This window comes from Lysobacter sp. N42 (genome assembly GCF_004344885.1).
This window is the reverse complement of sequence record NZ_SKFB01000001.1, coordinates 788,047-813,459: the sequence shown is the minus strand read 5'-3', so window position 1 is coordinate 813,459 and position 25,413 is coordinate 788,047. Positions and strand designations below refer to the sequence as shown.

Below are 25,413 nucleotides of genomic sequence, written 5' to 3'. Positions count from 1 at the left end.
GTTCTGAATTCAGAGTTTGTTCTGATGTGAAAACGGTTTGATAGTGTGTGAAGCGAGAGGAATGGGAGTTGTTGAATGAAGTATTCCCTAAGTAAGTTTAAGTGTGTTGCATGGGCGTCATTATACTTGTTCAGTATTAGTGTTCACGCGCATGAAGACATTCCTAGATCTCACACTAACGAATACTTCACTGAAACTTGGACGACGCGCGATGGCTTGCCTCACAATACTATAAACTCGATTGCGCAAACTGAAGACGGCTATATTTGGCTTGCAACGTGGGAAGGTGTTTCTCGATATAATGGTCGCAGTTTCCAAGTTTTTGAGCGAAACGAGGAAACTGGATTTGCAGACGCTGGAATTCATGCATTAGCCGTAAGAGACGATGGTCATTTGGTGGTTGGTGGCGCAAGGGGCGCCTTACACCAATACTTCCAAAATAAATGGTCTGACTTACCTCAACCTGAAGCACTAGTCACCTCTATAGAAGAAGATCGGCACGGTGTTCTCTGGGTTGCAACCCAAGGCAATGGCGTTTATCGCGTTGAGAACCAAGAAATTATTTCGTTTAATCAATTCTCCGGTCCTTATGCGACAGCTTTTCAAGTTAAAGACATTCCAAACTTAGGTATTGTGGCTGGAACCGCAGAAGGACTATGGGTGCTGAGTCCTTCTAGAATGGAAGTTCCCGACGAGACTACGAGTTGGGGGACTTTACATGGCACTGAAGCTCTTGCGGAGTTAGATATTCGCGACTTTACCTATACGGAAGATGACCGGCTGTTAATCGGAACAGAGCAGGGACTGTATACATGGACTCGCGGCAGTTTGTCTGGCCCTTTAGCGGGTACACAAGGCGTTACCATATCTAAAATTTTAGTGGCAGAAAATGGTGCCCTTTGGCTTGGTAGTCAAGATCGGGGTGTTTTTAGAGTATTAGATGGCGAGTTCAGACACTACACTATTGAAAGCGGTCTACCTAACAACAGCATAGTGTCTTTATTTGAAGACCGGGAAAATAGTATCTGGGTGGGCACCAATGGTGGTTTAGTGCGCTTGCGTTCAGCCCCCTTTAGAAGTTTTGAGAGCGTCGATGGGTTAAGTGACGATTTCGTTCGGGGATTAGCAGAAAGTAAAGATGGTCGTGTATACATTGCAACCAGTAGAGGCATGAGCTGTTTATATGGTGATGAGGTTCAGCCTTGTTTTGATGCACCAGAGCTTGCTAACGAATCTTTCTTGAGCGTTGCTGAAGATGCTAATGGTGGTGTCTGGATGGGGACGGTGAGCAATGGAGTGTTTCACTACTATAACGGCGAGCTTACCCAATACACTCAAGAGCAAGGTTTGCCGGATATGGATATTCGCAGCATCGAAACTACCGAAAATCAAGGTGTTTGGTTTGGTACTGCGTTAGGTTTAGTGCAAATTGAGGATGGAGTTTCGCATAGCTTCACCGAGTATGAAGGCTTAACCGATAATTTCATAATGTCTGTGCATGAAGCTCGAGACGGGACAATATGGGTTGGCACTGGGCATGGTGTAACTCTATTAACGCGGCAAGTAGATGGAAGCTATGAGTTGTCGTATCTGGATTTCCCCGATGGGAGTGATGCAGAGTATGTATTTGGTATATATGAACGAGAAGCTTCCAATGAAATGTGGTTAACCACCGATCGGGGGCTAGTTCGCGTTAATCTCTCGGACATGTCAGTGTCTGACGTAACAAAAGACGATGGTTTACCATTCGACAAATATTTCGAAGTTATAGAAGATCAGGAACAACACCTTTGGTTGAGCTCAAACCGGGGTATTGTTCGCTTTCCTTATGAAGAGGCTAGCGCCGTTGCTGACGGAGACTCAATTGTTCTTACCATCGAAATATTCGGTGAAAGCGACGGTATGTCTAGCGCCCAAGCTAATGGTGGTTCAGGGCCTTCAGCAATAGTGGAGCGCAGTGGCCGTCTGCTTTTCGCGACCTCAAAAGGGGTGGCATCGGTTTATCCATCAGACATAGGTGTTTTTGATGAAATTAAACCGCCAGTTGTTATTGAGAACGTAATCGTAGACGGTGCATCGGTCAACTGGTTCGAAGAGCTTGTATTTTCGCCTTCCACACAGCGGATTGCATTTGAATTTGCCGGGTTAGGTTACATTATGCCCCAGCGGATTCAGTATCGCACTAAGCTTGTCGGCTTTGACGACGATTGGGTTGAGCGGGGAACACAAGTCTCGTCAGAATACACCAACCTAGCGCCTGGCGACTACGAGTTTAAAGTGCAGGCGAATTACCCGAACAGTGAACAGGATTGGAGTGAAACTTCAGTGCACTTTACGCTGCAACCGTCTATTTGGGAGATGCGCGTATTCTGGGCGGGATTAGGGGCCGCCGTCATTGTATTAATGTTACTCGTCTATCGCTGGCGCTTGAGCGAATTAAGCCGTTCTGAAATGCAACTCAAAGAGCAGGTGAAAGAAAAAACTCAAGAACTCGAACGCTTGGCTATGGAAGACATTCTAACGGGACTACCCAATCGTAGGGCGTTAGATAGAATGTTAAAGACCGAATTTAATCGTGCTCAACGTTATGATCGCTGTTTAAGTTTGGCGATACTGGATGTCGATCACTTTAAAAACATTAATGATCAACATTCCCACGAAATTGGTGACAAGGCGTTGGTGCTGTTGGCCAGGGTTCTACGTGACTTTGGGCGCGAAATCGATGTGGTATCGCGTTGGGGCGGGGAGGAGTTTGTTATTCTATTCCCAGACACTCCTATCGACGATGCGATTGCGGTATGTGAACGATTGCGTAAGACAATTCAAAATACAGATTGTAGTGAAATCGCCCCGCAAATAAAAATGACGGTCAGTATCGGATTAGCTGCGTCGAATAAAGCGGATAGTGGTGAAAAGCTACTGTCGCTTGCGGACGCGGCACTTTATGAAGCAAAACAAACAGGTAGAAACAAGGTTTGCTTTCGTAAGTAATCCAATTTAGGCTAGAAAATTCAATTCTAATTCAATTATTTATGTGTTCTATTAGATATCGGAATGCGTAACTAAGGAAATATAAGATGAGCCTAAAGAATTGGCATAACATACATCATGACATCGCCAATTGACTCAAAAGAGGTTTTTAGAGAACTCGCAGATGTAATGGCAAGCAGTGGCTCTAAAAACTTTTATCAAAAGCTTGTTCAGAAACTTGAGCAATTGCTTCAGGTTGACCATGTATTGCTTGCTTCTGTTTCGTCAGACGGAACAGAAGCAAGCACTATGGCGGTAACCTCTCACGGTAGAATAATCAACAACTTCACTTTTCCTCTGCAAGGCACTCCATGCTTTGAATTGCGCTCCGACGAGCCGGCGTTATGTAATGGCGGTGTTCGGCAGAAGTACCCCCATGACGAAATGTTAATGGCACTGAATGCTGAGAGTTTTCTAGGTATGGCGATTCTGGACAATGAAGGAAATCGTTTGGGCGTGTTGTCGTTACTGCAAAACTCGGAAATGACCTGGCCCGACCTAGGCCGAGAAGTGCTTCGCATTGCTGTGGCGCAGATTAGCGCAGAAATGGTTCGCTACCGCAACGAGCAAAGAATTCAGCAGTTGGCTTATGTAGACCCTTTAACTAAGTTACCGAATCGAACCGCATTTCATGAATTCTTAAATGACACTTTGTTTAAGGCGAGAAGTAAAGACGAACAAGTAGGCTTGCTCGTTACCGATATACGTAGGTTTAAAGAAATAAACGATACCCATGGACATAGAGCAGGGGACAAGCTTCTATCAGCGGTTTCAATGCGACTGCAAAGCCTCATGGGAGAAAAAGTTTTTCTTTCACGACTGGCGAGTGATGAGTTTGCGATTGTTTTAACGCAAAGTTCAATAGACGAAGTTGAGGATGCGATTAAACGCGTTAAAACAAGTTTCTCTGACCCTTTTGCGGTAGGGGCAAGACGCTTTTCTGTGGAAACTAATATAGGCGCGGCATTATTTCCAAACGATAGCTTTGGCGCAAGTGAGTTGCTTCAACATGCTAGTATTGCGTTAGATGAAGCTAAATTGCTGAGCATAGAACACTGTATATACAACGTTGAAATGGCGGAGAAAATTAAAAGAAAACAAAATCTTTTAAATAAACTCTCCGAAGCTATTCGTACAAACAAACTAGAGCTCTATTTCCAACCGCAATTTTGTTTAAAAACAGGAAAGGTAAAAGGGGCGGAAGCGCTTTGTCGCTGGTTCGACGATGAATTAGGGCACGTAAGCCCAGTAGAGTTTATTCCTTTAGCGGAAGAAAGAGGCCTTATTCGAGAATTGGGTGCTTGGGTTGCGCGAGAAGCTTCAGAGCAAATGATGCGTTGGCAGCAGGAAGTTGGCGATATTTCTTGGATGCTTTCTATCAATCTTTCTGCTCAGCAATTTAACGATTATCGCATTGTTGAAGAAATGAAAGATTTAACTCAGTGCGCAGGGCACGGAAAAATTATGCTCGAGTTAACCGAGTCAGTCATGATGCGCGACCCTGAGCAAGCGGTACAAACTTCTAAAAAGCTACACGATGCAGGTTTGGCAATGGCTATCGATGACTTTGGTACCGGGTACTCTTCGTTAGCCTACTTACAAAAGTTACAACTGCATGAAGTGAAAATCGACCGTTCGTTTGTGCGCGACATTGATAGCAATGAGCAGAATCATTCTATTGTGGTCGCTATTATTGCGATGGCGAAAGGCCTTGGGCTATGGACTGTCGCTGAAGGCGTTGAAACCAATGAAGAAGCTGACACTCTGAAAAAGCTAGGCTGTGATTACGTTCAAGGGTATTATTTTGGTAAGCCTGTAGATGCTGATAGCTTTTTCAAACTTTGGTTAAAAAGCTAACGCCGGTTTGGTTGTCTCGATAAATAAAAGATTAAAGAGAGATTATTATGAGCTTAGGTCCGGTTATTTTTCTCGTGGCACTTCCTGTTGCCTTTATTGCACTTCTCGCATTTTGGTTGATTCATGGTATTCGTAAAGCAGAAGCTAAGCGTAATGCCGAGCATAATTCCAAGAAAGACAGTTGAGGCTTAATTCGCCATGCCTCAATGCAAAAACTGTAATGCGGAACTTAAAGGACAATTTTGTTACCAGTGTGGGCAAGACACAGGCTCTCCTATTCGCAACGTATTTGGTATTGTCGGGGAATATTTAGGCGAAACAGGAAATTTCGACGGTCGCTTCTGGCGAACCATGATTCCGTTATTTATTCGCCCAGGCTTTCTTAGCAATGAGTACGTAGTTGACCGTCGGGCTCCCTATGTTCCACCACTCCGACTCTACATTTTTATCTCGATTTTTGCGTTTATCGTATTTAATGCTTTCGTTGAGCGCGTAAATTTCGAAGTGAATGGAAATCCTCAAGATATTCGTGCTGAGCTTGAGCAGCAAGGTGTGTCAGACGAAGAGGTGTTGCAACAGTTAGATGAGCTTGATGAACAACAAGAGAACATGCAATCGCTTCCAGAACTCATTAACAACCTTGAGCTTCCCTTTTTAAAAGAGGTTGACCAGCAAGCATTTGAAGCCAGAATGGCTCGTTACGCGGACGACCCAAGACTGCTAGTCCATAAGTTTCTGTCGGTTGCACCGCAGCTCATGTTTATTGCATTACCCCTATTTGCCGCCGTATTTAAATTGATGTATTGGCGAAGTAACCGTTATTTTATGGAGCACTTAGTTCTTGCGCTGCATACACACGCCATAGTGTTGCTTTTAATCAGCTTAATCATTGTGTTTTCGATGATGCAAAGCAGTATGGAAGCCAGTTGGGGTGAAGGTGTATGGCTATATCCGCTGAGTTGGATGATTGGCCTTGTATGGCTTTGGATACCTATTTATGTGCTGATGGCGCAAAAAACGTTTTATCGACAGGGTTGGGTGAAAACAATAACCAAATTTTTTATCAGCAGCCTAGTGTGGTGGTGCATTATGTCGACCTTGGTGCTTGTTGCTATATTAAGAAGTGTGCTGTTTGATTAAACATAAGGTTTAGTTATGCGAATTGTATTTCTAGGCGGTGCGGAAACGGTAACAGGTTCTAAATATTTACTTGAAACAGAATCTACGCGGGTACTCGTTGATTGTGGCATGTTTCAAGGATATAAGTGGCTAAGAAAACGTAATTGGCAACCTTTACCTTTAGGTATCGAAAACGTTGATGCGATTGTGCTTACCCACGCACACTTAGACCATTCAGGGTTTATACCTGTACTCTACAAACATGGCTTTCGTGGACGTGTATTTACGCACCCTGCAACAGCCGCGTTGTGCGGAGTGCTGTGGCCCGACTCAGGGAAAATCCAAGAAGAAGACGCCAAGTTTTATAAAAAGCATCGCTTAAGTAAGCACGAGAATCCGGAACCGCTCTATGACGCCGCGACAGCAAAGCAGGCGCTTAAACTCCTTGAGCCCGTCGATTTTAAAGAGCAATTTCAAGTAGGGGATATCCATTTCACCTTATCGCCGGTAGGACATATTTTAGGTGCTGCGAGCATTGTGGCAGAGCATGGTGGAAAGAAAATTGGTTTCTCTGGCGACGTGGGTCGATTTGATGACATTATGATGTACCCCCCAGAACCACTTCCTGAATTAGACACTTTGTTATTAGAGTCGACGTACGGTGACCGTTTGCATGATAAGAATGACCCTTTTGAAGTACTTGAGGAAGTTGTAAAAAGCACAATGCAACGTGGTGGTGTGCTGCTTATCCCTAGCTTTGCAGTAGGCAGGGCACAAGTATTGCAGCATATGTTAGTGTCACTGATGGAAGAGGGCCGCATACCCCGGGTTCCGGTGTATCTAGACAGTCCAATGGCTATTGATGTTTCGGGTATTTATCACCAATTCCATCAACACCACAAGCTGTCATCTTCTGATTGTTCACGGGCGAGTCAGTTTGTGCAATACACGCACTCAGTGAAAGAGTCTCAGAGCATTGCGGAGCAACAAGGACCGCATATTATTATTGCTGGCAGTGGTATGGCGACCGGAGGGCGAATTCTCCATCACTTCAAACATTGGTTAGCGGACCACCGGTGTACCGTATTGTTTTCTGGGCACCAAGCTGGCGGTACTCGAGGCGCAAAAATGCTACAGGGCATGGACAGTATTAAAGTTCATGGCGAATGGGTACCCATGAAGGCGGAAGTTAGAGAGCTTGGCGGATTGTCTGGGCATGCAGATTATCAAGAGTTATTGCGCTTTTTAAAACAGTCGCAGTTTCCGAAGAGCTGTAAAATTCAGTTAGTTCATGGGGAGGCGGATACGTTAGAAACATTTCGCGACTTTTTAAGCCAAGAAACTCAATATGACGTGGATATTCCGGGATATATGAGTATTTTGCATTTGTAACGATTCGTTATTACTCGGATAAACATTTTCCAAATTAAAGACATTTAGTATGAAAAAGCAGTATTCCCATGCGTCGACGCATGAAGTGGTTAATCAGCCTCCTTATTTAGAACATTACAATTCATTTCTTGCCGATACGGCGCTACAAGAGAGTATTAACCTTGGTGACGCCAATTGGGCATTCGACGACATTGCTCGTTTCGGCTTAGAGTCTGCGAGTGCCGAGCGCATTGCATTGGGTTTTGATGCTAATCATTACAAGCCGGAATTGAGAACCCACGATCGCTATGGCCATCGTATCGATCATATTGATTTTCATCCTGCGTATCATGAGCTTATGGAAATCGCGATATCTGAAGGGCTGCATGCCAGCCCCTGGCGCGAACCTAAACAGGGTGCTCATGTAGCGCGTGCTGCCAAGTATTACTTGCACACGCAAGTGGAAGCCGCACATGGTTGCCCCATTACCATGACATTTGCCGCAATTCCGGCATTACGCCACCAACCGGAACTGCTCGACCGTTTCGGTAAGAAAATAATGGCGAGCGAGTACGATCCAAGCAACAAGCCGGATAATCAGAAAAAAGGCTTAACGGTTGGTATGGCTATGACCGAGAAGCAAGGTGGTTCAGATGTTCGTGCTAATACAACACGAGCTTATCCCCTAGGCCAAAGTGGCCCGGGTCAGGCTTATGAGTTGGTGGGTCATAAATGGTTTGTTTCAGCGCCAATGTGTGACTTGTTCCTCGTGCTCGCGCAAACTGAATCTGGTGTTTCATGTTTCTTAGTGCCACGTTGGACTCCTGAGGGTGAAAAGAACCCGTTACAGATACAGCAACTGAAGGCTAAGTCTGGCAACGTCGCTAACGCATCATCCGAAGCAGAATTGCGTGGTGCGTTAGGTTGGATGGTCGGTGAAGAGGGCCGAGGAGTTCGCACAATTATTGAGATGGTGGCGACAACCCGTTACGACTGCATGATAGGTTCTTCGGCAGGTATGCGCCAAGCTGTGGTGCAAGCAGTTCACCATTGCCGGTATAGAAGTGCCTTCGGGGATAAACTCTCGCAACAGCCATTGATGCAAAACCTGCTCGCCGATTTAGCCATTGAAAGTGAAGCTGCGTTGCAACTGACTATGAGAATGTCCCGTGCTTTTGACCAAGCTGACAATGAGCGCGAGAAGCTTTTAGCAAGGGTCGCAACACCAGTGGGCAAGTATTGGATATGTAAACGTACCCCTAACCATGCCTATGAAGCTATGGAAGTTATCGGCGGTATGGGCGTTATGGACACTCATATTACCTCGCGGTTGTACCGAGAAGCCCCAATTAATGCGATTTGGGAGGGGAGTGGCAATGTACAGTGCTTGGACATTCTGAGGGTGATGCAAAAATCTCCAGATGCGGTTCAGATCTTCTTAGAGGAAGTGGCGCTAGCGCGAGGTGAAAATCATCTATTCGACGCTCACCTAAAGGCGCTACATGCCCAATTAAAGCAGCTTATGAGTGCGAATCCGGTGGAAGTGCAATTACAAGCTAGAAGATTAGCTGATGATATGGCCGTGGCGTTACAAGCTAGCCTGCTGCTGCGGTACTCCAGTGCGGAGATATCTTATGGATATTGCGCTTCAAGATTGGGTCAAAGGGCAGGTCATAATTATGGCTGCCTGCCTTCTGATGTTCAGTTCCAAGCTATTTTAGAACGTTCCTTTACTCACTCTTGAGAGCATTGAGTTGAACGTCCATGCGATCAGTTGCCGTGTCTAATGCGGTGCTGATTGTCATAATATGCTGAGCAAGCTTGTCTAGCTCTTGAGTCGCATCGTTAATGGCACTGATATTTTTGGTGATCTCTTCACTGACTTGATTTTGCTGCTCTGCCGCAGACGCCACTTGGAAGGCGTTATCGTTGATTCCTTGAACCTGTACGGTGGCTGAATTGAGCCTGTCCGAAGCCTTTTCTGCTTCACTCAGGGTAACGGCAACACGTTCTCCACTAGCGGTAATGAGTTTTAGCGTGGAACCTACTTGTCCCTGCAAAGACTCAATTAATGTATTGATTTCTTCAGTTGATGTGCGGGTACGTTGTGCTAAGGACCGCACTTCATCAGCTACAACGGCAAAGCCGCGACCTTGTTCTCCAGCTCTCGCAGCTTCTATTGCAGCATTCAATGCCAATAGGTTCGTTTGTTCTGAAATCGCGTCTATGGTTTGTGTAATAGAGGTAATTTGGTCAGTGCGTTGGGCTACTTCAGCAAATTCTTGATGTGCGCGTTCAAAGTCCTCGGCTACTCCTCTAAATTCACTCACGGTGTGATTTACAAGATCATTTGCTTCCTTCAATGAGCCTGTACTTTGCTCCGCACCTGCTGCCGTGTCGCTCGCCAGTGACGCAACTTGATCTGCTGTCGAGCTCATTTCTGTCATTGCGGTAGCAACTTGTTGTACTTGGTGACTTTGATTTTCTGTGGCTCGGGAGGCGTCATGGGAAGCGGCAATCATTTGTTGGCTTTCATGTCGTAATTTGCCAGAGACGTCTTTAAGTGTATTGACCATCTCTTTCAATTTGCTAGTGAAGGCGTTAAAACCACTAGCTACATCGTTTAATTCTTGATGAGTAGAATGATCGAGCTGGCGTGTAAGGTCTCCCTCTGATCCCGACAGTTCAGTCATTATTTCTGCGAGGCGAACCAATGGATTAGTAGACGCTCGAACCCAGAAAAACACTAAAGCAACAAAGGCAGCCATTAGTACTACAGCAATGGCTAATAACGTTGCTGCTGTTGCGTTACTTTCGCTTTCCAAGGTTTCCGCTAACTCTGCTAAAGGTGCGAGAGCAACAGATTCAGGTATGGCAACCACTATCCACCAAGAAGTTCCAGACGCCTCAATATTGATAGACTGACTTACTACGAAATTGCCATTAATTCTCTGTAAACCAACGTCCGCGTTGAGCATGCGGCTATAATCCCCGTTTACGCTGTCTAACGATTGACCCAATGAGTCTGGGTGTTGATTTGAAGCCAGTAAGAATCCATTTTCAGAGACTAAATACAAGTCACCACGACCCCGATAAAAGTCTTGTGATTGGTTTACCAAACGCTGTTGTAAAACAGGTAAGTTGATATCGGCACCGGCAATTCCTCGAAACTGATTGTTAATGACAACGGGGGTTACGATTGAGGTTAATAAAACTTCTTCGCCTGGTGTAATTTCATATAGGTAGGGCTCAATTAGACATGGTTGCTTACTTTCTAAGCTACAAAGGTACCACTCTGCCTCACGAAAGCCTTGCTCTGTTAATCCTGTTAAATACTTTTCGCTATTGTCTTCAGTTTGCACAAAATAGGCTTCGCGGTCGCCGTCGGCAACCCAGTATATATCTAGTGTACCCTCATCTGAGCTATGCTCGAATTGCAGACCGAAATTTTGATCATTGCCGTCGTAACCGTTCCTTTCATATTGAGTATAAATCGAACTGAGTTGCGGATTTGCGTAAAGAATATCTCGCGCGATGAACTGAAGCTCTTCACGTTCAAAGGGATCTCGACCAGAACTATTTCCTACTGCGCTTTCCTTGGCTATCGATGCCAAAGTAGCAGTTACAGCGAATCCATGATTAATAAGCGTCGCAGTGTCTAACGCGAAATTAGCTGCAGTGTCCGAGAGTGAGGAGGAAACCATCTCTTCAAGAGGGGGAGTAACTTGTTCTACGGCTGCTTGTCCACTTTTAGACATAGCCCACCAGCTGTATAAAGTAAGCGAACCCATGCTGAATAGGAGTATTAAAGCTGCCCCGAGGGTGAGTTTAAAACGGAGAGTGTTTGTTTGCATATCAACTCCTGAATCAAGCCACATAAAGGACTCGCAAAATACTATTTGTAAACGCTACGGCTGAAAAATAACCGTTTAAGTATAGAGTAAAGCATTAAATTCTTGTTTGTACGAACTTTTAATCGATATTTCAGTACAGTTCGTTCAAATACGCTGAAAATGAATTCATTTGCTCTGTTAATACGTTATCGACTAAAGGCGCAAATTCTTGCATATTCGTTGTTGGGTAGCCGTCTGCGATATATGTCACCTTCACCGTTTGTGTGCGAAACTCAAAAGTAAGTGCTCCGTTTAAACCCATACCTTTTAACGGCCCGAGACCACCCGTAAACATGATTTTATGACTAGGATCGACGAAGCTAACCATCATGTGTTCAGCTTGCTGATCACCGTTTAATTCGCAAAAACAACCTCCAGCGCGAGCTTCTATGGACAAGTTTTCGGAGTTCCCGAACCACGTGTGGCTACTCAACCACCACTGGGCAATGTCGTTCACAAAATGGTGATAGGCTACTTCGGGGGTTGTATCAATGGCTTGGTTGATTTCAAGATGAAAGCCGCTTTCAGAAGAGGATTTAACCTCTGCTACGCTGGGTAATGGCAAGTATAAACCTGTGAGAACAGCTACTATTGCTGTTGTATAAATGAGCTTTTTCATAAGACCTCTTCTCATCTGCTTAATGAAATTGTTTTATCATAGTTCATCGCTTAAAAAGTCTACTAATTGCCTAACTTTGGCTGAAAGGTGACGGTTTTGTGGGTAAACCGCCCAGATACCGTCCTCAGCGACGCGGTTTTCCTCTAATAATGGAACAAGCTTTCCACTCTTTATGTGCTGCTCTACGTAATAATCAGGCAACTGAGCTAACCCCATGCCCTCAAGCGCTGCTTCAACGAGCGCGATACCGCTGTTGCAGCGTATGTTTTGCTTACCTTTCACTTGTATTTGATTGTGTTGTTTACTGCTGACACGCCAATATCCCAAGCTACCATGCAAGCAAGAATGTTGCTCCAAGTCTTTTACGCTCAACGGTGTTCCGTACTGTTCTAAATATGCTGGCGAGCCGACTATGTATTGCTTGCGAGTGGTCAGTTTTTTAGCGATAAGCGACGAGCTTGCAAGCGTGCCTAAGCGTATTGCAAGGTCGTAACCTCCTTGCACAAGATCGAGCTGTTCGTTCGTTAAGTTTAAGTCAAGGCTAACTTCTGGGAACTGTCGCATAAACTTGAAAAGTAACGGTGCTATTCTGGTTTCTCCATAGTACACAGGAGCGGTAATTTTAAGTTGTCCTCTAGGTGTAAGCTGGAACGAAGAAATAGCACGATTGGCCTCTTCAAGACTGTCTACAAGATGGCGGCAGTGTTGTAAATAAACTTGACCCTCTTCAGTAAAACTTACAGAGCGTGTGGTGCGATATAAAAGCTTGAGATTAAGGCTTTGCTCTAGCTCAGCTATATGTCGAGAAACTTGCGCAATAGAAACCCCTAAAGCTTTTGCTGCGCGCGTAAATGAACCGTACTCGGATACTGCCACAAGCTCCTCTATACCCGTCCAAGACTTCATAGGTTACCTTTGTCTTTTATTTCAAATATGCAAAAGTGAATTTTAATAACTGGCATTATATTCTAGATGGAAATAATTAAAATAGAGCTACACTAAATAACCTAGTTGAACCTAGGGTATGAATGAAAAGGGTAAGTATTATGGAAACAATAAAGACAAAAGCAGCAGTTGCTTGGGGACCTGGCGAACCGTTAAAGATTGAAGAAGTTGATTTGCAACCTCCTCAAAAAGGTGAGGTTTTAGTTCGCATCGTAGCGACCGGTGTTTGTCACACTGACGCTTACACGCTTTCGGGCTCTGATCCAGAAGGTATCTTCCCTTCAATCCTAGGTCACGAAGGTGCTGGTATTGTTGAGGCTGTAGGTGAGGGTGTAACTAGCGTTGAAGTGGGTGACCATGTAATTCCACTTTATACACCGGAATGTGGCGAGTGTAAGTTCTGCACATCAGGAAAAACCAACCTTTGCCAAGCTATTCGAACCACTCAAGGTCAAGGTTTAATGCCCGACGGCACGACTCGCTTTTCTATAGACGGCCAGCCTATTTACCACTACATGGGTACTTCTACATTTGCTGAACACACTGTCGTTCCTGAAATTGCTTTGGCAAAAATTAGTAAAGACGCTCCCTTGGAAAAGGTATGCTTACTTGGTTGTGGTGTAACCACAGGTATGGGTGCTGTAAAGAACACCGCAAAGGTTGAAGAGGGCGATACGGTTGCTATCTTTGGCCTGGGTGGTATCGGTTTGTCGGTAATCATTGGTGCAGTAATGGCAAAAGCTTCTCGCATCATTGCTATCGACATTAATGACTCTAAGTTCGAAATAGCCAAACAGCTAGGTGCAACTGAATGCATCAACCCAAATGACTACGACAAGCCTATTCAAGAAGTTATCGTAGAGATGACTGACGGCGGTGTAGATTACTCGTTTGAGTGTATTGGTAACGTGAAAGTTATGCGCTCTGCTCTAGAATGTTGTCACAAAGGTTGGGGCGAGTCTGTGATCATAGGTGTTGCTGGTGCGGGCGAAGAAATTAGCACCCGCCCATTCCAGTTGGTTACAGGTCGCGTTTGGCGTGGCAGTGCATTTGGTGGCGTTAAAGGTCGCTCGCAGCTTCCAGATTATGTTCAGCGTTATATGAACGGTGAGTACTCGCTAGACACATTTATTACTCATACAATGAAACTAGAAGACATTAATGAAGCGTTCGACTTAATGCATGAAGGTAAGTCGATTCGTAGCGTAATTCACTACTAGAACGGATTGTTTATGCAAATCGTTGACGAAAAACGCGTATTTGGTGGCCGCCAAATACGCTTCGAACACAATTCAAATACCTTGAACTGTACGATGCAGTTCTCGGTGTTTTTACCTCCGCAGGCAGAATCGCAGGAAGTGCCTGCGCTTTATTGGCTGTCAGGTTTAACCTGTACAGACGAGAACTTCTCGAGTAAAGCAGGCGCACAGCGCGTCGCTGCTAGTTTGGGTATCGCGTTAGTTATTCCCGATACTAGCCCGCGCGGTGAAGGCGTACAAGATGACCCAGACGGGGCTTATGACTTCGGTTTAGGTGCAGGCTTTTATGTAAATGCAACGCAATCACCTTGGAGCGAGCACTACCATATGTATGATTACATTGTGGAAGAGCTACCGTCGTTGGTTGAAGCTGAGCTGCCTATTAACGACAAGCGAGCGCTTTCGGGCCACTCTATGGGCGGCCATGGTGCATTAGTGATTGGTTTGCGAAACAGTGAACTTTACACGTCGATTTCAGCGTTCAGTCCGATCGTTAATCCAACGCAATGCCCATGGGGTGAGAAAGCGTTTAGCCATTATTTAGGCAACAATCGTAATGACTGGGAAGCCTATGATGCTGTTTGCTTGTTAAATCAGAAGCAAGGTAAAAATGTACCGCCAATCAAAGTTGACCAAGGTGATGCAGATAATTTCCTTGAAGAGCAGTTAAAAACTGACAATCTGATTGAAGCGTGCAAAGCAAATAGTGTAGCCGCAGATATTCAATATCAGGCTGGCTACGATCACAGCTATTACTTTATTTCCACGTTTATTGAGCAGCACTTGCGGTTCCATGCGCAAAACTTGCTGTAATTACCGTCGGTAACTGTATTGTGAGTAGGGTCGAATTTTGTCCATTCGGCCCTTTTTTCTAGAATTTTTAGAAAAAGAACTTGCGAGAATGCGTCTAAATTCTTACTATAGCCGCCGCTCTTCAGTAGCGTATTCTTGTCTAAATGTGTTGCGTCCGTAGCTCAGTTGGTTAGAGCACCACCTTGACATGGTGGGGGTCGGTAGTTCGAGTCTACTCGGACGCACCAATTTTCTCTCAATTTCCTTTACTTGAAGTTAACGTATATCTATTCAAAGATAGACGTCTTCCCGCTATCAACTATGGAAAGCATTATGCGCGTGAACAATCAGCAAGGTATTGCCAATTTGTGTGAAGTTGCGGTTCACCTAAGACTCACCATGCCTGAAAACGCCGCAACTAAGTTCGCTATTCGAACCGTACTTAGGGAGGCTATTAATAAATCTAAGAAAAATTATAAAGGCAATGTTAATAGGCATAATTGCTCTTATATTTCCGAGCGCGCAAGAGATGTATTCAAACAAGATGAAAAAGCGAAATTAATTGCAGAGCACATTGTTCCAGTCAGCCTTGCGTTAAGAGAGTTTGAGAACCTTTCGCCACTCACTTTGGAAAGCGCAGTAAGCCTTGTTTCAAAATACAGCACCATGGCGCTTATTACCCCAGAGGAAGACGACCAATTGAGAGCGTTAGGCTTGGTAAAGAGCATGCCCGACGATTGGGACGGTGCAAATGTATTCGCGCGTTACGATGTTGCAGGTATTGCTTTAAAGCGCTTGGTTCGCTAACCGGACAACCACTTTTAAACTTAGCGCCCGTACTTTACAGCCGATTCAAAATAAACCACACTAGCTCTTTGCTGCAATAACAACTAAAACGAAGGGCAAAATGCTAGACACTATTTCTTATCCCCGTAAACAACGCTTGGCGTATATCGACTTTTGTTTGCTATTTAAAGGTTCTATTTACCGCAATGACCTTATTGAGCGGTTTGGTGTAGGCTTGTCTGCTGGTTCACGCGACTTTAGTTTGTATAAGTCATTGGCGCCGCAGAATTTAGAATACGACACTGCAGAGAAGCGTTACTTTCAAACCGAACATTTTGAACCGCTATTTGAACACGACGCGAAGCGCACGCTGGTTAAGCTAGCTCATGACATCTCCGACGGCTTTGACGCTATTGGCGACGTTCACTTTCCTGTTGCGTCACCTTCGAATCTTAATGTTCCGAATATCTTCATTATTGCCAAGTTGGTACAAGCAATATTGGCAAGAAAGGCTGTTAGCGTGCATTACACCTCGTTGAGCAGCGGCAAAGGCGAGCGTGAACTCGTACCGCACTCTATTGTAGACAATGGTTTGCGCTGGCACCTTCGTGCGTATGACCGCAAAAGCGAGAGCTTCCGCGACTTCGTACTTACCCGTATTCACAGCGTTCACATTCACGAAAACATGAATGCTGAATCAGCCGACTATGAAGAGCAAGATTCCGACCATGAGTGGCAGCGCATGATCCCATTGCAGTTAGTACCGCACCCGTACAATGTAAAGCACAGTAAAGCCATAGAAATGGACTATGGTATGCAAAAAGGTGTGTTAAACATTGAAGTTCGCGCCGCTATGGCTGGCTACCTGCTGCGACGTTGGAATGTGGACTGCACCGAAGAGGGTAGTCTAGTGGGTGCTGAGTATCAGTTATGGCTTAGAAACCGAGTCAGCTTAATGAACACCAGTAATTTGGCGATTGCGCCTGGGTATGGGGTTAATTAAAGCTTATCTCCCTAATTTAATTACTTAGCACGGCTTTGCCTTATTCAGGGACTAAGCTTTGATGAATGAAGACAACGTTGAAAGGACTATTTATGAAAGTCATTTATTTTGCATTAATAATGGCGTTCCCATGCGTCGCGATTGCTAATACAGCCGATGAACTTGAGAATGTCGTTAATTCAAATATTAGGAGTTCTCAAGCTGAAGACGTGGAGGGAGCTTTAGGTCATGTTCATACTCAATCCCCGAATTACTTATCAACACGGGAAATTTTAAACAACATATTTGCGACATTTGATTTGCAGTACGACCTGATTGATTTTGTATTTGTAGCTGAAGAAGCTGAATACAGTTATGCTCGCGTGACTTATCGAGTTCAGAAAATAAGTGGACCTGCATTCCAGGATAATGAGTATTCTTCTCTTTGGGTTTTTAAGAAAGAAAAGGGCATTTGGAAAATATGGTCTGAAGCGCCTTTATCTGCTGTGTATTTATAAACTTTTAGAGACTTAGATTGAACTTAAGCAAGACAGAAAGAATAGAGGAATCGGTATGAAAATATCAGGGAAGTTTGAAGTAAACCTTAACCCGCTGGATAGTTTTGCTGAGGGGGTTGAAGGCAATACATTAGGACGCATGTCGATAGAGAAAACCTTTCATGGTGAGCTTTCTGCCACGAGCAAAGGCGAGATGCTTAGTGCCATGTCCCCAGTAAAAGGGGCTGCTGGCTATGTAGCGATAGAGCAGGTGATAGGGGAGTTGGCAGGCAAGCAGGGAAGTTTTGTGTTGCAGCATTTTGGCACTATGAACGGTGGTGAAGATAAGTTAATTCTGGAAGTGGTGCCGTGCAGTGGTACTGACCAATTAACAGGACTAATCGGCAGCATGGAAATACGTATTGAAGCGGGAGAACACTTTTACGACTTTGAATACTCAATAGGTTAGTTGATACCCTGCGCCTAAACTCTGAATGGGAGGGAATATGACTTCAGAAACTAAGAAAGCAGTGCTTTACCGTATGATGACGCCTGATCATCAATGTCCTTTTGGCTTGAAGACCTTAGATCTACTCCGACGTTCGGGTTATGAAGTTGAAGACCATCATTTGGCGAGTCGTGAAGAAATTGATGCTTTCAAGAAGCAGCACGATGTAAAAACAACACCGCAAACGTTCGTAAATGAGAAACGTATAGGTGGTTATGAGGATGTGCGTAACTACTTGGGTAAACCCTTAAAAGACCCGAATGCCACTAGCTACCGGCCCGTAGCAGCTTTATTCGCGATGACAGCGTTGTCGGCTTTCACGCTTAACTATGGCTTTAACGACAGTTGGATTTCGATGCAAGCTGTAGAGTGGTTTATCGCGCTTTCTATGGTGGTGTTGGCGTTGTTGAAGCTCCAAGACGTGGAAAGCTTTTCAAATATGTTTGTGAACTATGACCTAGTTGCACGTAAATGGGTACCGTATAGCTATATTTACCCCTACGCAGAGGGGCTCGCAGGCGTACTTATGGTTGGAGGGCTACTGAACTGGTTGTCTATTCCTATAGCGCTGTTTATTGGTACTGTTGGTGCATTTTCTGTGTTTAAAGCCGTGTATATAGATAAACGAGAGCTTAAATGCGCCTGTGTGGGCGGTGCTAATAAAGTGCCTCTTGGTTTTGTGTCGCTAACCGAGAACTTAATGATGATGGCTATGGCACTATGGATGTGGTTTAACCACGGTTGGTTTTAATTTAGGTAAACGCCTTAAATGAAAAGAATTATTCGCATCATACTTGCTTTAGTTATTGGCTTTGGAATTGTTAATGTTTTTAAGCCCTTGCCTGAAGGGTTAAATTTTAAAGGTGAAGAGCAGGAAGTAGAAAATGTCCGATTTTTAGCTGATCGTACGTTTGTGAATGCGCGCGGTGAACGCGAAATCCAGCAAGAAATTTTTGACGAAGTTCTAAATATGATTCGCCAAGCAAGAAGTATCATCGTTGTCGATATGTTCTTGTTTAATGACTATTTAGGTGCGCTAGAGGAAGAGCCTTACCGTGCGTTGTCGTCTGAACTAACAGCTGCGTTAGTTGCGCAAAAACAAAGGTATCCAAATCTTCATATCTCGGTTATTTCGGATCCCATAAACACTGTATACGGCGGAGCGCGCTCCGAGCATTTTGACCAGTTACGAGAAGCCGGCATCCAAGTGACTGTTACAGACTTAACACGACTACGCTCGAGCAACCCCATATACACAACTTTCTGGGCCCCATTTGTTTCTCCTTTTGGCAATAAAGAAGCAAATACAGTCCCCAACCCGTTTGGAGAGGGTGGAGTTTCTATTCGTAGTTACCTTGCCTTGCTGAACTTTAAAGCGAATCACCGTAAGGTCGTATTAAGTGATCATGAAGATACTTTGGTCGCCTTGGTTACGTCGGCAAATCCTCATGACGGCAGTAGCGCGCATGGCAATGTAGCACTGCAATTTAGTGGCGCTGCGGCGCATGATTTACTACAAAGTGAAATGGCGGTGTTGGATATGTCGAATGCATTTATTCCGATGTTGCACCTGCCAGTTCCCGAGCGCCCAGAATCGTCGACGAGTAACTCGGATACTACCGTGCAGGTTTTGACAGAAGGGGCGGTTGAACGTGCACTGCTAGAAATTATAGGCAACGCTGAACGCGACGAATGGTTGGACTTGGCGGTGTTTTACATGTCGGATCGTCATGTGATTGAAGCGCTTATAGAAGCTTCGCAAAGAGGTGTGAATATCCGTGTTTTGCTTGACCCAAATAAAGACGCCTTTGGCCGTGAAAAAAATGGCATTCCAAACCGGCCTGTAGCGCACGAACTAGTGAGCGAGGGAATCGCTGTGCGCTGGTGTAATACTCAGGGTGAACAGTGTCATTCGAAATGGTTGATGCACCGCACACGGGAAGGGCATGCAACTATGGTATTGGGTTCAACGAACTTCACTCGCCGCAACATGCATAATCTAAACCTAGAAACGAGTGTGGTTCTTCGTGGCGATAGCGAGCAACCCGCATTAGATTCCGCACATCAATGGTTTGAACAACGTTGGTTCAATTTAGATGGACACCAATATAGTATTGAATATGCCGTGTATGCCGACGATTCAAAGCTTAATCAACTTTTGTATCGCGTTATGGAAGCGACGGGTTTAAGTACTTTTTAGACGGATGTGCGTTGCGCCAATAAAAAAGGCTTCAGTTGAAGCCTTTTTTCTTAGTTGAATGACTCTCAACCTTAATTAATTTCAGAAACTTTTAACTGGCCTTGAATATCTTGCCCTTGATACAAACTGCCTACCCAAATTTGGTAAACCCCTGAAGGTGCTGATGAGAAGGAAATACCAGGGTCTATGCCATTGAAATCGTCGTTACAATGCCAGTTTCCGTTGCCGTCGTTGATGACCATGACTGCATCACCGCTATTTGCTTCATATGCGAAATTTAGTGCTCCGCCGTTTCCTTGCCAATTCAAGTAAGCTTGCGGTGAAGACATTACGTAGCCGAAACAGCTTCCAATATTTTGGCTAGATACGTCTACAGGGCCACCCGCAGGAACTTGTACTACGTGCGGGTCGGGCAGGAAACCTGGTTGAAGCTGCAGGTGAGTAGGTCCAATGCCTTCTAAATCATTGTATCTTTGGAGCACACTTAATTGTGGGGCAATGTTGTTGTTACGCTCCATCATTGCCAATTTGCTATTCGCATTTGACGACATGTCACGAATAGTCAGATTACCTTCGATATACTCGCCTTCAGAATAAGAGCCAACCCAGACATCGTATTGACCAGAAGCAGCGCTATTGAAGGTTAAGCCCGGATTTAAGCCCTCTAAATCATCATTACAGTGCCAGTTTCCGTTAGGGTCATTGACCACTATGACAGTGTCGTCGCCGGTGCTACTTGCAGTAAATGCAATGCGTAAATTAGAGCTTCCTGACCACTGTAGGCGAAAGTCAGGTGCTTCAGCAGCGTGCCCATAACAGCTACCGATATCTTGCGTGCTTAGGTCGACAGAGCCGCCAGCAGTTATCGATACAGAGTGGGGGTTGGGTTGAAAACCAGCGCTCAGGCTTTCTTCGCCGAAGTAAGGGTCTGCGCTGAAGTCTAATTGAGCACCTGATGAAGTAGAGCTCACGTTCTCACTAATATTTAGCTGGCCATTGAAGTAGTTACCAGAGGAGTACGTAGCAACCCAAATGTCATACTGCCCAGACGGCGCCGACTGAATATTTACACCAGGGTTCAAGCCATTCAAGTCATCGTTGCAATGCCAGTTGCCATTAGGATCATTTATCACAATGGTTGTGTCGTCACTGGTATTGTCTGCAATGAATGACAGGAATAAATCACTAGAACCACCTGTCCAGAACAATCTTACGTCTGGTGCTGTGGCTGCATAACCATAGCAATTCCCAATGTTTTGACTTGATACGTCAACAGACCCGCCAGCAGTGACAGCTACTGTATGAGGGTCGGGTAAAAAGCCTTCTTCTAATGTGACTGTGCCAAATGTTGGCTCGGCACTAAAGTCTAGGTCTCCGGTCGCAGGTACTGGGATCCCGCCGTTGTGCTGACCATCGTTGCTAATCACGATTTGACCTGGGTGGAAGTCGCCTTCGCTAAAGCTTCCTACCCACACGTTGTATTCACCGTCTGCTGCATTAGTGAAATAAACAGCCGGATCAAACCCTGAGTCGTCGTCGTTACAATGCCAGTTTCCGTCTGGAGCACGAATAATCATGGTAGGGTCTGACTCTTGACCTCCACTTGATTGGAATGCAACTTTTACAAGCTCCATAGGCGAGGTAAGTGTAAAGCGGTAATCAGGCGCTGTTGCTGCATAGCCAACGCATGATTCACCCAAATAGTTGGCATTGGCTTCACCGCCAGAAGTTATGCCTGCGGTATGTACTGCTGTAACTTGCATTGGAGTTAACGATACGCTTCCAAATCCGGGCTCTGCGGTATGATCTAACGCGAGCTCATTCTCTTCACGGTATGTAACCCAGTCGGTTTCCATTTGCTCTTCGTCGTTCATGAGTGCAAGAGCAAAAGGTAGGGCAAGCAAATTACCTAGGCGTCCGCCTGTTTCGTACTCTTGAACAACGCTAGTAGGAATACCAATGAAGTTGCCGTCAGTGTCTACTGCTAAACCACCGCTGTTGCCTGGCGACATTTCCGCACTTGTTCTATACCACATAGGTAAACGCATGCCATTCAGCTCCCCGTACTGAAGGGAAGCGATACTTCCGTTGGTGTAAACCAATTCATTGTCGCCAATACCTGGATAACCAAAAATAGCGATTTCAGCACCACGACTTAGCTCTGCGTTAGGGTCTAAAATGACAGAGGGTAAGTTAAACCCATAGTCACCAGCGCGTAACTTTTGAATATTGAAAGGCTGTAATGTAGAGACATCTGCTTCTAAATCGTCAGGATTTAGTTCGTGCGTAAGCTCGAGGTAGGCAAAGTCGTACTCCATTGAAAAGCCACGAAGTTCGGCACGAAATAGAGGTTGCGCTGTTTCTGTAACGTCTACCAGAATACCTATGTTTGCTTCTGAAAAGTTTTCGACGACATGTCGATTGGTAACCACTAGGGCCTCGTTATGAAGCACAATGAGTGTGCCAGAACCTGAACCGTCACCTACTAATACTTGAACTGCAGCACGAGAGAGTTCGTCGATATCGTAATTAACACTCTGTGCTTGAGCCGTAGATGTTGGATTTACAAAGGTTACAAATAATGCGAAAAATAGAATTATGCGCTTCACAGCCGATCCTTACTGACGATTTGTTAGCTTTATAATTGATAATGTAGCGAAATATGGCGGTTAGGTATAGTGGATAATAGTTATAGTGGTTCGAATAAGAGCTAATTAGGGCAAGATATGGGACACCACCATCATCACGATATAAAAGCAGATGACGACAAAGCATTAGTTCGAATGGGCTGGGCGTTTTTCCTCAATTTGGGTTTCACCATTATTGAGTTTATCGGCGGTGTGATTACTCAAAGCACGGCTATTATGGCCGATGCGGTTCATGATCTTGGTGATAGCCTATCGATAGGTAGTGCCTGGGTATTACATAAGTTAGGGAAGAAGAATCCCACTAGAAAGTTTACCTATGGCTATAAGCGTTTAAGTTTATTCGGCGCGTTATTGAATGGCGTTATTTTAATTGTTGGTTCGGTATGGGTTTTATTTCAGGCTATCCCTCGTTTTTCAGAGCCCCTCATGCCGAGCGCCCCAGGTATGATTATTTTGGGAGTGTTAGGTGTAGCGGTGAATGGCTTGGCCGCATGGAAATTACATGAAGGTACAAGTTTGAATGAGAAAGTGCTGAATTGGCACTTACTTGAAGATGTTCTCGGTTGGGTTGCTGTGTTGATTATTGCGGTAGTGATGTATTTTACCGACTGGTGGTTTCTAGACCCTGTTCTTTCGATTTGTTTCACGCTGTTTATTCTCTTTAATGTACTTAAATATTTAAAGCAAACGCTACACCTTTTCTTTCAAGGTAGCCCAGACAAACAACTAATGGGTGACATTGAAAGTGCGATCGACAAGATTGAAGAGGTTACTGACAAACATCATCTTCATTTATGGTCGTTAGATGGTGAGCAGCACGTATTTACCGCTCATTTAGTCGCGCAAGTAACTTCTATGGCTCATTATACAGAGATTAAACAGAAGGTAAGTACTGCCCTAAAAGGCTTTCAGCTTGCGCACACAACGATTGAAATTGAAACCACAGAAGAGAGCTGCCGCGATGAGTAATTCAGTTGCGCGCGCTTTTCGTTTACCTGAAATGCTAAAAGCTTGGCTCAAGTTTTTACCTCGTGTGCCTCGCTTCGTGGTGGCGAATATACAACTGCTCAGCAAGCGCAAACATCATTTAGGCTCTACTGGTCAGTTACTTGAACAAAGAGCACTCGCTAAGCCCAGTGATGTTTTTTTAAGGTTTGAAGACCAAGCTCATAGCTATGAAGAAGTGAACAGGCGCTCGAACAATATTGCTCATTATTTAAAGGCGCAAGGAATAAGCAAAGGCGATACCGTAGCGGTTATGTTCGAGAACACGCCGGAATTAGTCACCACTATTTTCGCGTTAAATAAGCTAGGTGCAATTGCCGCGCTCATGAATTACAACCAGCGTGGAGAAATACTCAAACACAGTTTAGATACGGTCAAAGCACAGTCGGTAATTGTTGGTGAAAATTGTATAACAGGATTTGAAACGGTTTTACCGCTGTTGGAAATAGATGAAGCTTACGGAAATTTCCCTATATATTGGCTTCCTGAAGATGCCTGGAATAGAAGCATTCGGCACTCTAAACCACAACAATTCACAAACCTTCTGAAAGCGGCTGAAAAATATCCGGACACTAACTTGGCAGAAACGCACCAAGTTAAATTAGGAGACGAGTGTTTTTATGTCATGACGTCGGGGACGACTGGGCTACCCAAAGCAGCGGCTATGACTCATTTACGCTGGTACAAGGCTGGTTTAGCATTTGGCAAAATGGCTCTAGGCTTAAAGCGTTCTGACACCCAATATTGTTGCTTGCCTTTTTACCACAACACCGCACTTTCTATTGCATTGAGTTCCTGTTTAATTGCGGGAGCTACGCTAGCTATCGGTCGTAAGTTCAGCGCCAGTCAATTTTGGCAAGAAATACATCAGCACCAAGCGACATGCTTCACTTATATCGGAGAGCTCTGCCGCTATTTACTCAATCAGCCGGTAAGTCCTTTGGAAGCAAACCATAATGTGCGCGCGGTTATCGGTAACGGTTTAAGGGCTGAGCTTTGGGATGCATTTGAGTCACGTTTTTCTATACGCCAAGTTTGTGAGCTATATGGTGCAAGTGAAGGAAATATCGGTTTCGTGAACGTATTTAATTTAAAGCGTACCGTTGGATTTTCTCCGTTGCGTTATAAAGTCGTACGCTTTGATACCCGCTCTGAAAGGCCTGTGGTGAATGCGCAAGGGCGATTACAAGAGGTAAGCAAAGGTGAGGTTGGACTGCTCTTAGCCGAAATTTCGCCCAAGTCGCCTTTCGACGGTTATACCCACAACCCGAAGGCAAACGAGGCAAAAATTATAAAAAATGCTTTTAAGCGTGGTGACCGATGGTTTAACTCGGGTGATCTTGTGCTGCACCAGGGATTTAAACATGTGGCTTTTATAGACCGTGTTGGAGATACGTTTCGTTGGAAGTCTGAAAATGTAGCGACTACTGAAGTGGAAGCTTACTTACAAAAAGCGCAGGGTATATTAGAAGCCGTAGTTTATGGTGTGAAAGTACCGCACGCAGAGGGGCGAGCGGGTATGGCGTCTATCGTGATCGACAAAGCTCAGCAGTTCAATCCAACTGAGTTTTACCACACGATAAAGCAATGGTTACCTGATTATGCATTGCCTTTATTTGTGCGTCTCTGTTCTCAGGTAGAAAAAACAGCGACTTATAAAGTGATGAAAAGTCACCTAAAACTTCAAGGGTTCCAACCAGCCCATGACAACGAGCCAATTTACGTTTTGGTCGACAAAAGCAAAGGCTATCAGCGACTAGACGCGGATCTATTGAAAAAAATTGAGTTAGGTCAAATTCGTTTTTGAATTTAGTTTGATTATTAATTGAAAGGCGTTAGGATCGCAAATATAACGAGTGTCTAATATTTAGGTGGCGAAAACCATCGACACGGGTTTTCAAT

At 44.8% G+C, this 25,413-nt stretch carries 20 protein-coding genes and 1 tRNA gene; 17 read left to right on the top strand and 4 right to left on the bottom strand.

Annotated features, from left to right (window positions below; translation table 11 throughout):
- Positions 1–75 precede the first annotated feature (75 nt).
- From EYQ95_RS04000 to EYQ95_RS03980, 6 genes are all read left to right on the top strand, one after another.
- The gene (locus tag EYQ95_RS04000; RefSeq protein WP_111913995.1) at positions 76–2,991 is read left to right on the top strand and encodes a ligand-binding sensor domain-containing diguanylate cyclase; all 2,916 of its coding nucleotides are present in this window, start codon (positions 76–78) and stop codon (positions 2,989–2,991) included.
- 117 nt (positions 2,992–3,108) lie between these two features.
- Positions 3,109–4,887, top strand: a complete 1,779-nt coding sequence (locus EYQ95_RS03995; RefSeq protein ID WP_111913996.1) for a bifunctional diguanylate cyclase/phosphodiesterase — start codon at positions 3,109–3,111, stop codon at positions 4,885–4,887.
- Between the two features lie 47 nt (positions 4,888–4,934).
- Positions 4,935–5,072 (top strand): hypothetical protein, encoded by a 138-nt coding sequence (locus tag EYQ95_RS26335; protein ID WP_165831911.1) that lies wholly within the window; start codon positions 4,935–4,937, stop codon positions 5,070–5,072.
- A 13-nt stretch (positions 5,073–5,085) separates the two neighbouring features.
- Positions 5,086–6,027, top strand: coding sequence for a DUF3667 domain-containing protein (locus tag EYQ95_RS03990; protein ID WP_111913997.1), 942 nt, complete (start codon positions 5,086–5,088; stop codon positions 6,025–6,027).
- Positions 6,028–6,042: 15 nt separating this feature from the next.
- Positions 6,043–7,398 carry an MBL fold metallo-hydrolase RNA specificity domain-containing protein gene (locus EYQ95_RS03985; RefSeq protein ID WP_111913998.1) on the top strand — a complete coding sequence of 452 codons (1,356 nt, stop codon included), beginning with the start codon at positions 6,043–6,045 and terminating at the stop codon, positions 7,396–7,398.
- A gap of 49 nt (positions 7,399–7,447) precedes the next feature.
- On the top strand, positions 7,448–9,121 hold the full coding sequence (locus tag EYQ95_RS03980; protein ID WP_111913999.1) for an acyl-CoA dehydrogenase family protein: 1,674 nt from the start codon (positions 7,448–7,450) through the stop codon (positions 9,119–9,121).
- Here the strand turns inward: EYQ95_RS03980 and EYQ95_RS03975 are convergent.
- From EYQ95_RS03975 to EYQ95_RS03965, 3 genes are all read right to left on the bottom strand, one after another.
- Entirely contained in the window at positions 9,108–11,231 is a 2,124-nt protein-coding gene (locus EYQ95_RS03975) for a methyl-accepting chemotaxis protein (protein WP_165924689.1), read from the bottom strand. The two genes, EYQ95_RS03980 and EYQ95_RS03975, sit on opposite strands and share 14 nt — an antisense overlap.
- Positions 11,232–11,361: 130 nt before the next feature.
- Positions 11,362–11,889, bottom strand: coding sequence for an SRPBCC domain-containing protein (locus EYQ95_RS03970; protein WP_111914001.1), 528 nt, complete (start codon positions 11,887–11,889; stop codon positions 11,362–11,364).
- A 36-nt stretch (positions 11,890–11,925) separates the two neighbouring features.
- Entirely contained in the window at positions 11,926–12,795 is an 870-nt protein-coding gene (locus EYQ95_RS03965) for a LysR substrate-binding domain-containing protein (protein WP_111914002.1), read from the bottom strand.
- A gap of 149 nt (positions 12,796–12,944) precedes the next feature.
- On the opposite strand from EYQ95_RS03965, the gene EYQ95_RS03960 reads away from it, so the two are divergent.
- The 9 genes from EYQ95_RS03960 (at position 12,945) to EYQ95_RS03920 (ending at position 19,858) form a co-directional block, all read left to right on the top strand.
- The gene (locus EYQ95_RS03960) at positions 12,945–14,054 is read left to right on the top strand and encodes an S-(hydroxymethyl)glutathione dehydrogenase/class III alcohol dehydrogenase (protein ID WP_343142071.1); all 1,110 of its coding nucleotides are present in this window, start codon (positions 12,945–12,947) and stop codon (positions 14,052–14,054) included.
- Between the two features lie 12 nt (positions 14,055–14,066).
- Positions 14,067–14,906: an S-formylglutathione hydrolase gene (gene fghA / locus EYQ95_RS03955; protein WP_111914004.1), complete on the top strand. Its 840-nt coding sequence runs from the start codon at positions 14,067–14,069 to the stop codon at positions 14,904–14,906.
- A gap of 150 nt (positions 14,907–15,056) precedes the next feature.
- Positions 15,057–15,133, top strand: a tRNA-Val gene (locus EYQ95_RS03950).
- 85 nt (positions 15,134–15,218) lie between these two features.
- Entirely contained in the window at positions 15,219–15,692 is a 474-nt protein-coding gene (locus EYQ95_RS03945) for a hypothetical protein (protein WP_111914005.1), read from the top strand.
- Positions 15,693–15,792: 100 nt separating this feature from the next.
- Complete coding sequence (locus tag EYQ95_RS03940; protein WP_111914006.1) at positions 15,793–16,674, top strand: WYL domain-containing protein; 882 nt, start codon at positions 15,793–15,795, stop codon at positions 16,672–16,674.
- Positions 16,675–16,766: 92 nt separating this feature from the next.
- The gene (locus EYQ95_RS03935) at positions 16,767–17,171 is read left to right on the top strand and encodes a hypothetical protein (protein ID WP_111914007.1); all 405 of its coding nucleotides are present in this window, start codon (positions 16,767–16,769) and stop codon (positions 17,169–17,171) included.
- A 55-nt stretch (positions 17,172–17,226) separates the two neighbouring features.
- Positions 17,227–17,619 (top strand): DUF3224 domain-containing protein, encoded by a 393-nt coding sequence (locus EYQ95_RS03930; protein WP_111914008.1) that lies wholly within the window; start codon positions 17,227–17,229, stop codon positions 17,617–17,619.
- Positions 17,620–17,656: 37 nt separating this feature from the next.
- Entirely contained in the window at positions 17,657–18,409 is a 753-nt protein-coding gene (locus EYQ95_RS03925) for a MauE/DoxX family redox-associated membrane protein (RefSeq protein ID WP_111914009.1), read from the top strand.
- Between the two features lie 18 nt (positions 18,410–18,427).
- Positions 18,428–19,858 (top strand): phospholipase D-like domain-containing protein, encoded by a 1,431-nt coding sequence (locus tag EYQ95_RS03920; protein ID WP_111914010.1) that lies wholly within the window; start codon positions 18,428–18,430, stop codon positions 19,856–19,858.
- A 71-nt stretch (positions 19,859–19,929) separates the two neighbouring features.
- Here EYQ95_RS03920 and EYQ95_RS03915 read toward each other — a convergent pair whose 3' ends face one another.
- The gene (locus tag EYQ95_RS03915; RefSeq protein WP_111914011.1) at positions 19,930–22,467 is read right to left on the bottom strand and encodes a serine protease; all 2,538 of its coding nucleotides are present in this window, start codon (positions 22,465–22,467) and stop codon (positions 19,930–19,932) included.
- 117 nt (positions 22,468–22,584) lie between these two features.
- Here EYQ95_RS03915 and EYQ95_RS03910 point away from each other — a divergent pair, with 117 nt between their 5' ends.
- Positions 22,585–23,475, top strand: a complete 891-nt coding sequence (locus tag EYQ95_RS03910; RefSeq protein WP_111914012.1) for a cation diffusion facilitator family transporter — start codon at positions 22,585–22,587, stop codon at positions 23,473–23,475.
- Positions 23,468–25,318, top strand: a complete 1,851-nt coding sequence (locus EYQ95_RS03905; RefSeq protein ID WP_111914013.1) for a long-chain-acyl-CoA synthetase — start codon at positions 23,468–23,470, stop codon at positions 25,316–25,318. The genes EYQ95_RS03910 and EYQ95_RS03905 overlap by 8 nt, the downstream gene beginning before the upstream one ends.
- The last annotated feature ends 95 nt before the right edge of the window (positions 25,319–25,413 follow it).